The organism is Andreprevotia lacus DSM 23236 (assembly GCF_900176275.1).
GTDB lineage: Bacteria > Pseudomonadota > Gammaproteobacteria > Burkholderiales > Chitinibacteraceae > Andreprevotia > Andreprevotia lacus.
In genome coordinates this window covers 113,268-126,574 of record NZ_FWXD01000012.1, presented here as the reverse complement: position 1 = coordinate 126,574, position 13,307 = coordinate 113,268, and the positions used below count along the sequence as shown (strand labels likewise).

Genomic DNA, 13,307 nt, shown 5'->3' with positions numbered 1-13,307 from the left:
TGTGCCCTTCAGTCTGCTTAACCCATGTGGGCGACGTCGATGAGGCACCTTGATGCGAGGATTGCAACCTAGGCTTGAGATCAGGCATCCAGCGTCGCCCCACCATCAACGCGCAGATCGTGCATGGTGATGTGGCGGGCGCGGTCAGAGGCGAGAAAGCAGACGGCCTCGGCAATGTCGTCGGGGTGGGCAATACGCTGCAGCGGAATCCCCAGCCGGTAGGCAGCGAGGTTGCCGGCGATGACGGCGGCCTCGCTTTCCGGGCCGGTCCAGAGCTGGCGCTGCATTGTGGTATCGGTCGAGCCGGGGGACACCAGATTGCAGCGCACGCCATGGCAGGCCAGCTCCAACGCCAGGCAGCGTGCAAACTGGGCAGTGGCAGCCTTGGAGGCCGCATAGGCAGCCATGTGCAGCCGTGGTGTGCTGGCTGCATTCGAGCCGACGATGACGATGCTGCCGCTGCGCCGTGCTGCCATTTGCCGGCCCACGCTGCGGCACAGCCGGAATACAGCCGTGGTATTGACCGCGAAGGTGTCGTCCCAGTCGGCATCGCTCAGGGACAGCGCATCGCCGGGGCGCAGGATGCCGGCGACGCTGGCAAGGATATCGACCTGGCCCAGCTCGCGCGCAACTTGATCAACAGCGGCTTCCAGCGCCTGTGCGTCGCACAGGTCCAGTGCAATCGGCAGTGCCGGACCGTTGGCTGCGCAGATGGACTCTGCGGTACGTGCCAGACCGGCAGCATCCCGGTCCAGCAGCGCCACCGCTGCACCACGCGCGGCCAGCATGCGGGCGACAGCTGCACCTATACCCTGCGCCGCGCCAGTCACCAAGGCCACACGGCCGTGAAATTGATGATTGTTGTTCGAGATTGGGCTCATCGCTGTTCCTGTTCAAGCTGGGCGGCATGCAGCATGGCCGGGGTATCCGGCACGGCTGGCTGCTTGGCAATGGCAGAGGCACCCAGCGGCACCACCACCGGTGCGCCGTCACCGGGTGCGGCCAGCACGGCAGCCTCGATGCCATACACATCGCGGATCAATGCTGGCGTAACCACGTCGCGCGGTGCCCCTTGTGCAATGACCCTGCCTTCGCGCATGACCAGCAGCACGTCGGCATAACGCGCCGCAGCGGCAAGGTCATGCAACACGATGACGACACTGCGGCCGGCAGCAGCCAGCCTGCGTATGCACTCCAGCACGTCAACCTGATGGCCGAGGTCCAGCATGCTGGTGGGCTCGTCCAGCAACAGCAGTGGCGTCTGCTGTGCCAGCACCATGGCCAGCCAGCAGCGCTGCCGCTGTCCGCCCGAGAGCTCGTCGATGCGAGCCCCTGCCAGATGCAGCGTATCGGTCATCGTCATTGCATCGCGTACGGCTGCATCATCGCCGGGTGACCATTGCCGGAACCAGCCTTGATGCGGATGGCGGCCATAGCGCACCAGCGCGGCAACGGTAATCCCTTCGGGCGCCGTCAGCGCTTGTGGCAACAGGGCCAGCCGCAATGCCACCTCGCGTGGTTTCAACTGCCAGAGCGGGCTGCCCCCCAGGCGAATCTCGCCGCCATCGGGCCGGTGCAACCGCGCCAGACAGCGCAACAAGGTCGATTTGCCGCAACCATTGGGGCCGACAATGGCCACCACCTGCCCCGCATCCACGTTCAGATCGATACCCTGCAGCACCGGCCGTTGCCTGTGGCTGGCCCTGAGCTGCCTTACTTGCAACAACGTCATTCCCGCTTCCCTGCCGAGCCCTTGCCCAGCAATACCCATAACAAAAAAGGCCCGCCCAGCAGATTGCAGATCACCCCGGCCGGCAGCTCGGCATTGGGCAGCAATATGCGCCCCAGCAAATCAGCCAGAACCACCAGCATGCCGCCAAGCAAAGCGCACGCCGGCAACGGCATGGCTGCGCCACCGGCCCAGCGCTCGGCAATGATGGGGGCTGCAAGCGCAACAAAGGCCAGTGGCCCGCACAGCCCAACGGCAAGACCGGCCAGCGATACGGCGGTCAGCAAGGTCAGCCACTGCACCGCCCGCACCGGCACACCCAAGGTCGCGGCGACATCCACATCCAGCCGCAATAGCGCCAGTTGCCGGCGGCACAACATGGCCAGTGGCAACAACACCGCTAAACCTGCCGCCAGTGGCAACAGGGTTGCCGTCCCCTTGCCGGCCAGACTGCCCGTGGTCCATGCGTAGATGGCGCTGGCGTGCTGCAGCGATTGCTGCGACAGCGCCAACTCGGCCATTGCGCGCAACAGGCAGGCCAGCCCGATACCTACGATCAGCATGCGCTGGCCGCGTTGCCCCACGCCGCCAGACACAACCAGCAACGAGGCCATGGCCAGCAGTGCACCCAGTGGCCCTACCCACCACGGGCCAAAGCTGCCCTCGGGGCTAAGCACCAGCGCGATCAGCATGGTGCAGGTGGCACCATCGGTCAGGCCCAGCAACTCGGGCGAGGCCAGGCGGTTGCCGGTCAGCGTCTGCAACAGCCCTCCCGCCAGTGCCAGCGCCATGCCGGCCACGACAGCCACCAGCACCCGGGGCAAACGGAATTCAAGAATCAGCAGACTGGACGACGCATCGCCCTGCACGACCTGCCAGATGACGGCCGGGCTCAGCCACTGGCTGCCCACCAGCAAGGCCAGCACCACTGCGCCCAGCAAACCAGCGGCCAGCAAGGTGGTGACGCACAGTGGCCGCCAGGCCAGCAGCCATGAACACGCCCGCCAGCGCAGCACCAACACGCCGGATTCCAATACCTGTGGCTGCGCGCTCATGCCAAACCCTCCCGGCTGCTGCGCCGCGCAATCCACACCAGTAATGGCGCACCGAGCAAGGCAGTGACCACGCTGGCAGGCGTCTCGAACGGGCGAGCCAGCAAGCGCGCAGCAATATCGGCAGCCAGCAACAAGGCCATGCCGAACAGGGCGGCCAGCAGCAGGCGGGCCGCCGGCGTGGTGCACTTGCACTGGCGCGCCAGAAACGGCGCCAGCAGGCCAAGGAAAGCAATCGGCCCAGCCAGCGCCACCGCGCTGCCGGTCAGCAGGGTTGCCGCGCAGGCAATGCCGGTGCGAACCAGTGCCGGGCGATGGCCCAGCGCACACGCACTATCGTCGCCCAGCTGCAGCGCGGCCAGCGCACGGGACAACAGCAACGCCAGTGCGGCGCCCGTTACGATGGCCGGCGCAACCCAGCCCAATGCAGCCGGGCTGATGCCGGACAGCGACCCCATGATCCAGAAGCGGTACTGGTCATAGCCGCTCTGCTGCGCCAGCAGAATGGACGAGGTCAGCCCGTGAAAGGTCGCACTCAATGCGGCCCCGGCCAGCACCAGGCGCAGTGGTGCATCGACATACTGGTCCAGCCGGGTCGCCAGCAGTACGCAGCCATTGCCCAGCGTTGCCCCCAGCAGGGCCCACAGCAGATAGCCCGCACCGACATCCGCACCGGCACACGCAATGCCGATCACCACGCCCAGTGCAGCGCCAGCGTTGACGCCGAGCAAGCCCGGCTCGGCCAGCGGATTGCGCGTCACCGTCTGCAGCAGCATGCCCGCCATGCCCAGTGCTCCGCCAACCAGCACGGCAGCCAGCATGCGCGGCAGGCGCATCTGCCACATCACCATGGCCATGTCCTGCGGCAGCTGCGCCGGGGCGGCCAGCCCGAGCAGATAGCGCAGGCTGTCGGCCGGGCCGATCTCGCCAGCGCCAAGCAGCAGCGAGGCCAGCATCAACAAGGCCAGCATCAACAAGGCGAGCACCACCAGCAACGCGCCCTGCTCGGCCCCGGAAAAAACCCGGGCTGTCATCTTTTGACCATCGCCTTGTCGACATCATCGACGATGGCCAGCGCGGCCAGCGGCCCGCCCAGGCTGGTCCACAGCGAGCCATCAATCACCACCATCTGCTGGCGCTTCACCGCAGCCAGTTGCTGAAAGGCCGGCATGGCCTTGGCACTGGCCAGTGCGCTGCTGGCCTGACCGGCCGGCGCCAGGGTGCCAATGAACAGCCAGTCGGCATCGATGCGGTTGAGTGCTTCCAGGCTGAGCGGCGGCGAGTGGGCAATACCGGGCTGCAGCTGCCCGGCCGGGCGCTTGAGCTGCAAATCGGCCAGCACCAGGCTGGCAAAGGCATCCTTGAGCATGTAGGCCGGCCCTTGCGGGTTCCAGCGCACCACGCTGACCGTAGCCCCGGCCTGCTTGCCCAACTGGCTACGCACCTGGGTCAGACGCTGCTGGTACGTCGCCATGAAACTTTGTGCTTGCGCATCGCGCGCGGTGATTTGCGCAATGCGGGCAAAGGCCGCCTTCCAGTCGTCACCCAGCTTGTAGGTCACTGCCGTGGGCGCGATGCGGCGCAGCTGCGCCAGCAACTCCGGGTCCGGCAGGCCGCCGGCGAGGATGAGGTCAGGCTGCAGCGCGATCACCTTGTCGAGTACCGGCGTACCGAAATTGCCCACACTGACCAGCTTGCTGCCCACAGCCCCCAGATAGCGCGGTGCACCGTCCTGACCGCGGCCATTGGTGGTGCCCACCGGCTTGATCTTGAGTGCCAGTGCGGCATCCAGATCGAGTTCGGACAACACCAGGATGCGTTCGGGGTGGTCGGGCACGCTCAACTGCGTGCCATTGGCATCGGTGATGGTGCGCGCCGCCCATGCGGCCGTGCTGGCGGTCAGGCAGGCCAGCAGCAATGCCGGCAAAAACAGTGATTTCATGTTGGCTCCGTTGTAACAGTTTCGGGCACCTGGTTTGGCACGGCATCCAGCTCGTCCATGATGCGATGCCGCTCCAAGTGGTAGGCCTCCTCGGTGTAGCAATCGCGCCAGTACGGCACTGCATACAACTGCCGGCGTGGCAGCTGGCGTTGCTGCAGCAGGAAATCGCGGATGGCCACCACCTGGGCGCTCTCCCCTGCCAGCGTCACCGACGGCGTGGCGGGCCATGGCAGTGCAGCCACGGCATCCAGCAGCAGACGGCTCTCGCCAGCCGGCGCACCGTGGCGCACCAGCCAGCGCAGGCGCATGCCGGCCGGATGCGCAAGGGCCTGGATTTCACCCTCATCAGGCACCTCGATCAGCACCTCGCCTTGCGCATCTGCCGACAAGGCGCGCAGCACCGCGGTCAGCAGCGCCAGCGAGCTGGGGTCACCAATCAGCAGGTACCACGGCGCACCGGGCTGAAACAGCGCCGGCCCGGCCGGGCCGGCCACGCCGATGGCATCGCCCGGCTGTGCGCGTAACGCCCAGGCCGAGGCAGGGCCGCTGTCGCCGTGCAGCACGAAATCGACATCCAGCTCGCCGCTTTCCGGGTGATAGCGGCTGACGCTATAGGTGCGGGTGATTGGCCGCTGATCGGCCGGTGGCCAGACCGGGCCATTCGGCCCCAGGGTCGGCAACATCGGCTCGTTCTGGTGCGCCTGCGGCAGCATCAGTTTGATATGGCTGCCATCCATGCCCAGCGGAAAACCGGCCATGGCCGGGCCACCCAGCGTGATGCGGCGCATTTGCGGGCTGAGATCAACAGTGCGAATCACGCGCAACAGGCGTGGCGGGGTACGGGGCGTGCTCATGCTTGTTCCTGTGGCCAGCATCTGGCCAGTTCCTGCCCGATATGGGCCAGCGGTGCCGGCCGGGTCATGGCTGAATGCGTGCAATCGACATCGACCACCTGCACCCGTCCGCCCACATGCGGCTGCCAGCTTCCGCTGTCGGGCGCATTGGGCTGGCGCTGCGCTGCGCGGAACAGCAGCATGTCACCATCGAAGTGCGGGGTCTCGGCAGCGCGGAACAGCTGCATGGTATGCAAGGCCACGCTGCTCATCTGCTTGATGCGCTCGCTGCCGAAGCCGGCCAGCGCGCTGCCGGGGCGGCACAGTCTGGCCAGGATGGCGTCTTCATCCAGCGGCTGGCCGTCCGCGTCCAGCGCATCGTCACCGGTCACATCGAGCAAGGCTTCGAGCGCATCGCGCCCGGTCGGTTGCGGGCGCCCGATCCACGCGCTGGCCGGATAGCTGTCGAGGATGGCAAGCAGGTCGACTTGCTCGCCCATGGCGCGCAGCCCGGCCGCAATCGCATGCGCCACCGCCCCGCCGGACGACCAACCCAGCAACTGATACGGCCCCTGCGGCTGTTGCTGGCGGATTTGCTGCAGGTAATCGGCCACCATGTCGTCGAAGCTGGCTGGCAGTGCGCCAGTCAGGCCGCGTGCCTGCAAGCCGTGGATGGCGGCGTCCGGCAAATGACGCGCCAGGCCAAAGTAGCACCAAGCCAGCCCTTCGGCGGGATGAATGCAGAACAGCCCGGCACCCTCACCGCGCTGTATGGTCAGCAGCGGTGCGAACTCGTTGCCCGCAGTAGCCGGCGGCTGATGGCTGGTCGGCGCATCCAGTGCCTGCGCCAGCGCGGCCACCGTGCTGTGACGGAACAGCCACGACACCGGCAGCTCGCGCGCCAGTGCCGCACTCAGGCGGTTGGCCACCTGGATGGCCTGCAATGATTTGCCGCCCAGCGCGAAGAAATCATCGTGCGGTGCAATGTCATGCGCACCCAGCACGGTCTGCCACACCTCGGCGATGCGTAACTCGGTCGCAGTCATGGCAGCGGCCTGTTCGGACGGTGCCGGCGCGGGCAAGGCACGCAGGGCATGACGGTCTATCTTGCCGTTGGCATTGCGTGGCAGCCGCGCCAGAGATACGTAATAGGCAGGAATGGCCGGTGCGGGCAGCAGATCAGCCAGCGTGCGCCGCATGGCAGCTTGACCGGGCAATTCAGCCCCTGCCGCCTGCACCACAAACGCCACCAGCCGCTTCAGGCCAGCCGGCAAGGTCTGGCCGATCACGGCAGCCTCATGCACGCCAGCCATGCCGAGCAAGGCCGTTTCGACCTCGGCCGGATCAATACGGTGACCGCTGATCTTGAATTCATCATCCAGCCGGCCAAGGAAATAAAGCTGGCCGTCGGCCTGCAGTTTTACCCGGTCCCCCGTGCGATAGGCGCGCGGTGCGCCCGGCAAGGCATTCAGCTGGATGAAACGCGCCGCCGTAAGGGCTTCGCGCTCGAAATAACCCAGCGCCAGCGCGGGGCCAAGCAAGCACAGCTCACCCTCGCTACCCTGCGCCACAGGCTGCATGTGCGCATCGACCACCACGCACCCCACGCCCGGCAAGGGGCGACCCACCGGCACGGCATCGCCATGCCAGTCCAGTTGATCAGGCCCTGCCAGTTCGGCCGTGGTGCAGATCACCGTGGCCTCAGTCGGGCCATAGGTATTGAGCAAGCGCGCGGCTGGGCCGACCTGGCTGCGCCAGCGGCTGATCCGTTCGGCAAGCGCGGCTTCGCCACCGATGATGACCAAGCGCACGCAAGCGGGCAGCGCCAGTGCGCCATGGTCAAGCGCAAACGCCAGCTCGTGCCAGAATGCGGTCGGCAGATCGAGCACGCTGATGCGCAAGCGGGCCAGCTCGGCCAGAAAATGCGGCAGCGAATCGAGCATGGCATCGGTACGCAGCACCAGACTGCCGCCATTGCACAGCGGAAGGAAGACCTCCTCGATGCTGGCATCGAAATGCAGCGGTGCAAACTGCAATACCCGGTCGTTTGCATCGATGCCGTAACGCTGGCCGGCACTGACGACAAAATGCGCCAGTGCACCCCGGCTGATCATCACGCCGTTGGGTTTGCCGGTAGAGCCGGAGGTGTAAATCACATAGGCCGGCGCCACATCATCGACCTGCACCGCAACGGCAAGCGGTGCTGCCTGCGGTGCAGGCTGGGTATCCAGGCTCCAGCCCGGCCCCGGCCATGCCAGCCGTCTGGCGTATTCCGACAGCGTAAGCAGCAGCGCCGGGCGGCTGTCGTCCAGCACCATGGCAATCCGCGCCGCCGGGCTGGCCGGGTCGATGGGCACATAAGCCGCGCCGACCCACAACACGGCCAGCAAGGCCACGATGGTGCGCGGTTCGCGCGGCAGCAACAACGCCACGCGGCTGCCCGGCCCCACGCCCAGCGCATGCAGCTGCCCGGCCAACTGCTGCACGCCGGACAGCAATCCGGCATAGCTGATGCGGACACCCGCTTGCTGCAAGGCCAACCCTTGCGGTGCTGCGGCTGCTTGCGCAATCAAACGCTCAAGCACATCGCGTGGCACGTCATTCAATGCCTCACCCTGCAGCACGGCCAGCGGCAAGGCATGGTCGGATGCGACCTTCGGCAGCAAGCTGGCGATCGGCGCCAGCGGGTCGGCCAGCACGGCCTCCAGGGTGTGCAGCAGGCTGGCATGCAGCTCGTTCAGCAATGCCACCGGATAAGCATCGGGGTTGGCTTCCAGATCAATGCGCACCCCGCCCTGCCCCGGCGCGATGGTAATGGACAGGTCCTCTACCGGCCCGGCGGCCAGCGGGTGGTTTTCCACGGCCAGATCGCCAAATTGCAGTGGGCGCTCGAATGGCATCAGGTTCAGCACTGGGCCAAACAGCCGGCGTCGGCCACCGGCCAGGCCCAGATCGTTCTTCAGGTGTTCGTAGCGATAGCGTTGATGCGGCCGGATGGCGCGCAGGCTGGCAGCCAGCTGCTGCGCCAGCGCATCCAGCGTGCCGCCGCAATCAATCTGCATGGGCAGCGGCACGATATTCATCGCCATACATGGCACACCCAGCGCCACCGAGCCCAGCCGCCCCATCACCGGCCAGCCCAGCGTTTGCGCTACTCGCCCGGAGTGCTTGCGCAACCACAGGCCGACCACGCTGGCCAGCCACGACGGCCAGTCCACACTGCACAGCGCGGCGGCAGCCTGCCAGCGCTCGAATGCCGCCGCCGGCAACAGCCCGCGCTGCTTGCGCACGCTGCGCGCCAGCGTTTTCGGCACGGCAATGGTGGCTGGCTCCGGCAAGCCGGCCATGCGGGCCAGCCAGAAATCGCGGTCCTTGCCGGCACGTTCAGCCTGGTAGCGTTGGTCTTCAGCCACCACCGCCGCCAGCGTAGCCTGCTTCTCCGGCATCGCAGTCCCGGCACGCAAGGCCCCATAGCGCTGGGCAACGCGCTGGCTGAACAGTGCATGACCAAAACCATCGAGTGCGATGTGATGCGCGCACAGGCACCACACATGGCGTTGCGGCCCCAGGCACAGCAGGTAGTTGCCGTGGAGCGGGCCGGCCGCCAGATCAGCAGGCACGGCCATCTGCTGTTGCAGCCAGTGCAATGCAGCGGCCAGCGGATCGGCCTCGGTGCTGAAATCGTGCCGCAGCAGGCCCGCACCGGCCGACGGCAGCCGGCTTTGCCAGACTGCGACCCCATCGCTGTGGTAGCACATGTGCAGTGCTTCGGTTTCATCCACCACCTGCGTGAGCGCGGCGGTAAAGACGGCCTCATCCAGTACGCCATTCAATAGCAGCGCTTCGGCAGTCCAGTAAGCCGGGCTGGCAGGATCGAGTTGCTGGCCCAGCCAGATGCCGTATTGGGCCGAGGTCAGCGGCAGGCGGTTTTCATGCGGGCTTTGCGCCATCTCAGCACCCTGCGCCCTGCAGCAGCACCCACCAGCGCGCCAGCACCGGTTGCTCGGCCAGTGCGACAAAACCCACGTCAGCGCCGGCATCGCGCCAGCGCTCGGCCAGCGCCATCAGTCGGATCGAATCCAGCCCGTAATCCAGCAGATTGTCGTCGTCGGCCAGATCAGACACAGGCACTTGCAACAGCTTGGCCACTTCCTCGCGCAACCCTGCCAGGCTGGCCGGCAGTTGTGCCTTGGGCTTGGGGGCAAGCGCTGCCACGGTCTGCGCCGTCGACAACACCACGCCGCAGCGGCGCGATGCATAGTGCAGTGCCATTGCGTGCTCTTCGGCCGAGAAATCCGCCACCGCATCGCCAATCATGAATGCCTGTACATCGTTCATGAAGGCATCGGCCGTCGTCATCATCACGCCGATATGCGCATAGATGCCGCAGACGATGAGCTGGTCACGCCCCTGATCGCGCAAACGCTGCAGCAAGTCGCTCTTGGCAAATGCGCTATAGCGCCATTTGGTCAGCACCGTATCGGTATCGCGCGGCACCACCGGTTCGACCACCGGATACAGCTCCGGCTTGGCCGTAATGCCCGGCCCCCACCAGTCATTGAGCAAGCCACGTTGCTCGGCCGATTGCACCACCGGCTGGGCGGTATACACCACCGGCACGCCGGCCGCATCGCAGGCATCGCGCAAGGCTCGCGCATTGCGCAGCAGCTCGGGAATCGGGCTGGCGCTGGCATCGTAGAAATCGAGGAAGTATTGCTGCAGATCGTGGATCAGCAGCACGGCGCGCGCCGAATCGGGTTGCCAGGTCACACGATTGGCCGGCAGTGCGTCGGCGGTGGGCATGGGATAGGTGGCGATGCGGGGAATGGTCATGCGGTATGTCTCGGTATGCTTGGAATATCAGCCCTGCGCGGCAAGCGACAGCTGGGCCTGGATGTGTTCGCGCAATGCGCGCTTGTCGACCTTGCCCACGCCCGTTTTGGGGAAGCGATCAACAAACACGATGCGGTCGGGAATCTTGTAATCGGCAATGCCGCGCTGGCGCAGGAAGCGGTTCAGCTCCACCGGTTTGACCGGTGCGCCCTGCGCAATGATGAAGGCGCAGCTCTTTTCGCCCAGATAGGCATCGGGCATGGCCACCAGCGCAGCATCGTGTACTGCCGGGTGGGCAAGCAGGTGTTCTTCGACCTCGGCTGCGGCAACTTTCTCGCCACCCCGGTTGATCTGGTCCTTGGCACGCCCTTCCACCACCAGATGGCCCGACGGCAGTTGACGCACCAGATCGCCGGTGCGGTAAAAACCGTCGGCAGTGAAGGCACGCAGGTTGTGTTCCGGCGCGCGGTAATAGCCGCGTATGGTGTAGGGGCCACGTGTGAGCAGGTGGCCCACTTCGCCGGCTGGCACCGGCTGGTCGTCATCGTCGAGAATGCGGATTTCGTCATGCGGCGAGATGGCATGGCCTTGCGTGCCGGCCACCAACGCGTCGCTGTCGTCATCACGCGTGTAGTTGACCAACCCTTCCGCCATGCCGAATACCTGCTGCAAGCGGCAGCCCAGCCCGGCCGGAATGCGCTGCGCCACTTCGGGCGCCAGCCGCGCACCGCCCACCTGCAACATGCGCAAGCTGGCCATGTCCTGCCGGCGGCGCTGGGCGGCATCCAGCCAGATCATCGCCAGCGGCGGTACCAGCGCAGTGATGGTGACGCGCTCGGCAGCAATCAGCGGAAACGCAGTTTCCGGCCCCGGCTGCATGGCCAGTACAACCTTGCCACCTGCATGAAACACCCCCAGCGTGCCAGGCGAGCTGAACGGAAAATTGTGCGCAACCGGCAGCGCGCACAGATAAACGTCATCGACACCCAGCCCGCAAATATCGGCGCTGGCGCGCACGCTGTATAGATAGTCATCGTGCGTGCGCGGAATCAGCTTGGGCAGGCCGGTGCTGCCGCCCGAAAGCTGCAGGAAGGCAACATCGCCCGCCGCCGGGCCGGGCAAGGCGCACGGGGTGTCATACAGGCTGTCCAGTGCGATGAACTCTTCGGCCTCGCCCACCACCACCACCTGCAGTGCTGGCGCTACCTCCGCCTTCACCTGCCTAGCCAGCGCCCGGTAGTTGAAGCCCAGCGCCTGATCGGCAATCACATACGCCTTGGCCTCGGCAAACGTCACGAAATGCCCGATCTCGGCACGGCGATGTGCCGGCAATGCAAATACCGGAATCGCGCCGATACGGAACAGCGCAAAGCAGACGGCGAAAAACTCAGCCACGTTGGGTAGCTGCACCACCACCCTGTCCTGTGCAACCAGGCCGATGCGCGCGAAACCTGCCGCCAGCGCATCGGCGCGGCGATCCAGCTCGGCGTAGCGCCAGCGGCGCTCACCGCAGATCAGCGCTTCGCGGTTGGCATGGGTCTGCGCGCGTTCACGCAACATGTCGCCCATGGTCTGGCCCTGCCAGTAGCCCAGCGCACGATAGCGCTCGGCAAACTCGGCCGGCCAAGGGGTAAAGCCGTCGAGCGTGCTCACGACTGCACCTCTGGGGTGTCTGCCAGCGCGGCTTCAAGCTGCATCGCACCCAGCATGGTATTGAGCTTGGCACTGGTCTCGCGCCATTCCAGCGCCGGTTCCGAGCCCGGCACGATGCCCGCGCCGGCATAGAGCGTGGCGTCGTGCGCGCCGACCTCGGCGCAGCGTATGGTCACCGCCCATTCGCCGTCGCCATCAGCATCGCACCAGCCGGTCAGGCCGGTGAAGTAGCGCCGGTCGAAGCCTTCGACCTCGGCAATGAAATCGCGCGCGGCAGCAGTCGGGTGCCCGCATACCGCCGGTGTCGGGTGCAGCGCCAAAGCAAGTTGCAGCGAGGTCGTTGCCGGGTCAGCCAGCTCGCCACGCATTTCGGTGGAAAGGTGCCACATGGTTGGCGTTGCCAGCAGCGACGGGCCGGCAGGCACATCCAACCGGCTGCAGAAGGGGCGTAGCGCAGCGGCAACCGCGTCGATCACGACCGCATGCTCGTGCAGGTCCTTGGCCGACTGCAGCAGACCCCGGGCGCGACGCTGATCCTCTGCCGGATCGGCACTGCGCGGGATCGAGCCGGCCAGTGGATTGGACACCACATGCCTTCCACGCCGCGCCAGCAGCAGCTCGGGGCTGGCGCCAATCAGGGTGCGCTGCGTGTCACCCAGCGGCACGGCAAAGGTGTAGCCCAGCACATTGCGCTGCGCCAGACGCTGCAGCAGCCCGGGCAAGTCGATCTGCGCAGCCACCCGCAACGAACGCGACAGCACCACTTTGTCCAGCACACCCCGCTGCATCAGTGCCAAGGCCTGGCTGACATTGGCCTGATAACCCTGTTTGCCCGGTTGGTGGCGGATATCTGTCGCCGTGGCAGCGGCCACATCGGCAGCCGGCGTCGCCACGCAAGGCTGCATGCGATCAAGCAGCTGTGCCGCGCTGCCGCTGCCGTAGTGAACACGGGCCGGAATGCACAGCTGCGCCACCGCATCGCTGCGGAATGGAATCGCGCCGATCAGCAACGGTAGTGGCTGACCCGGCCGGCGGTGAGCGGCCAGCAAATCGCGGGCGGCGTCAGCCAGCGCCTCGACAGGCAGTGCCGGCAATGTCGCGGCTACCCCCTGCGCAAGCAGGGTCTGATGCGGGGAAGAGAAAAATGCATCGCCGCCGTGATAGCTGCCAAGCAGGTCTGCAGCACTGGCTGCCGCGGTGGGCACGCGAAAGATGTCGTTCATGGTCGGGCTTCCTGTGTGGCGCACTGCTGCATAGACAGCGGT

10 protein-coding genes are annotated in these 13,307 nt (G+C 66.3%); all 10 read right to left on the bottom strand.

From position 1 onward, the window contains the following. Positions 1-80: 80 nt before the first annotated feature. The 10 genes from B9A19_RS11700 to B9A19_RS11660 are packed head-to-tail and all read right to left on the bottom strand — an operon-like array spanning position 81 to position 13,265. Positions 81-881, bottom strand: coding sequence for a 2,3-dihydro-2,3-dihydroxybenzoate dehydrogenase (locus tag B9A19_RS11700; RefSeq protein ID WP_084090983.1), 801 nt, complete (start codon positions 879-881; stop codon positions 81-83). Next, entirely contained in the window at positions 878-1,732 is an 855-nt protein-coding gene (locus B9A19_RS11695) for an ABC transporter ATP-binding protein (RefSeq protein WP_084090982.1), read from the bottom strand. Before B9A19_RS11695 ends, B9A19_RS11700 begins: the two co-directional genes overlap by 4 nt. Further along, a complete protein-coding gene (locus B9A19_RS22570) occupies positions 1,729-2,784 on the bottom strand; it encodes a FecCD family ABC transporter permease (protein ID WP_176216901.1) in 1,056 nt (351 codons plus the stop codon). The genes B9A19_RS11695 and B9A19_RS22570 overlap by 4 nt, the downstream gene beginning before the upstream one ends. Next, positions 2,781-3,815: a FecCD family ABC transporter permease gene (locus B9A19_RS22565; RefSeq protein WP_176216900.1), complete on the bottom strand. Its 1,035-nt coding sequence runs from the start codon at positions 3,813-3,815 to the stop codon at positions 2,781-2,783. Before B9A19_RS22565 ends, B9A19_RS22570 begins: the two co-directional genes overlap by 4 nt. After that, positions 3,812-4,723: an ABC transporter substrate-binding protein gene (locus B9A19_RS11685; RefSeq protein ID WP_084090981.1), complete on the bottom strand. Its 912-nt coding sequence runs from the start codon at positions 4,721-4,723 to the stop codon at positions 3,812-3,814. The genes B9A19_RS22565 and B9A19_RS11685 overlap by 4 nt, the downstream gene beginning before the upstream one ends. Further along, complete coding sequence (locus B9A19_RS11680) at positions 4,720-5,577, bottom strand: siderophore-interacting protein (RefSeq protein ID WP_217807050.1); 858 nt, start codon at positions 5,575-5,577, stop codon at positions 4,720-4,722. Before B9A19_RS11680 ends, B9A19_RS11685 begins: the two co-directional genes overlap by 4 nt. After that, a complete protein-coding gene (locus B9A19_RS11675; protein WP_139798794.1) occupies positions 5,574-9,506 on the bottom strand; it encodes a non-ribosomal peptide synthetase in 3,933 nt (1,310 codons plus the stop codon). Before B9A19_RS11675 ends, B9A19_RS11680 begins: the two co-directional genes overlap by 4 nt. A gap of 1 nt (position 9,507) precedes the next feature. Beyond that, on the bottom strand, positions 9,508-10,389 hold the full coding sequence (locus B9A19_RS11670) for an isochorismatase family protein (protein ID WP_176216899.1): 882 nt from the start codon (positions 10,387-10,389) through the stop codon (positions 9,508-9,510). 27 nt (positions 10,390-10,416) lie between these two features. Continuing rightward, positions 10,417-12,042, bottom strand: coding sequence for a (2,3-dihydroxybenzoyl)adenylate synthase (locus B9A19_RS11665; RefSeq protein ID WP_084090978.1), 1,626 nt, complete (start codon positions 12,040-12,042; stop codon positions 10,417-10,419). Then, positions 12,039-13,265 carry an isochorismate synthase gene (locus B9A19_RS11660; RefSeq protein ID WP_084090977.1) on the bottom strand — a complete coding sequence of 409 codons (1,227 nt, stop codon included), beginning with the start codon at positions 13,263-13,265 and terminating at the stop codon, positions 12,039-12,041. The genes B9A19_RS11665 and B9A19_RS11660 overlap by 4 nt, the downstream gene beginning before the upstream one ends. Positions 13,266-13,307 lie beyond the last annotated feature (42 nt).

What these genes read in the sequence shown, in the direction of transcription:
- B9A19_RS22570 (WP_176216901.1), bottom strand. Translation starts at nt 2,784, where the DNA reads ATGAGCGCGCAGCCACAGGTATTGGAATCCGGCGTGTTGGTGCTGCGC.
- B9A19_RS11660 (WP_084090977.1), bottom strand. Translation starts at nt 13,265, where the DNA reads ATGAACGACATCTTTCGCGTGCCCACCGCGGCAGCCAGTGCTGCAGAC.
- B9A19_RS11675 (WP_139798794.1), bottom strand. Translation starts at nt 9,506, where the DNA reads ATGGCGCAAAGCCCGCATGAAAACCGCCTGCCGCTGACCTCGGCCCAA.
- B9A19_RS11680 (WP_217807050.1), bottom strand. Translation starts at nt 5,577, where the DNA reads ATGAGCACGCCCCGTACCCCGCCACGCCTGTTGCGCGTGATTCGCACT.
- B9A19_RS11685 (WP_084090981.1), bottom strand. Translation starts at nt 4,723, where the DNA reads ATGAAATCACTGTTTTTGCCGGCATTGCTGCTGGCCTGCCTGACCGCC.
- B9A19_RS11700 (WP_084090983.1), bottom strand. Translation starts at nt 881, where the DNA reads ATGAGCCCAATCTCGAACAACAATCATCAATTTCACGGCCGTGTGGCC.
- B9A19_RS22565 (WP_176216900.1), bottom strand. Translation starts at nt 3,815, where the DNA reads ATGACAGCCCGGGTTTTTTCCGGGGCCGAGCAGGGCGCGTTGCTGGTG.
- B9A19_RS11670 (WP_176216899.1), bottom strand. Translation starts at nt 10,389, where the DNA reads ATGACCATTCCCCGCATCGCCACCTATCCCATGCCCACCGCCGACGCA.
- B9A19_RS11695 (WP_084090982.1), bottom strand. Translation starts at nt 1,732, where the DNA reads ATGACGTTGTTGCAAGTAAGGCAGCTCAGGGCCAGCCACAGGCAACGG.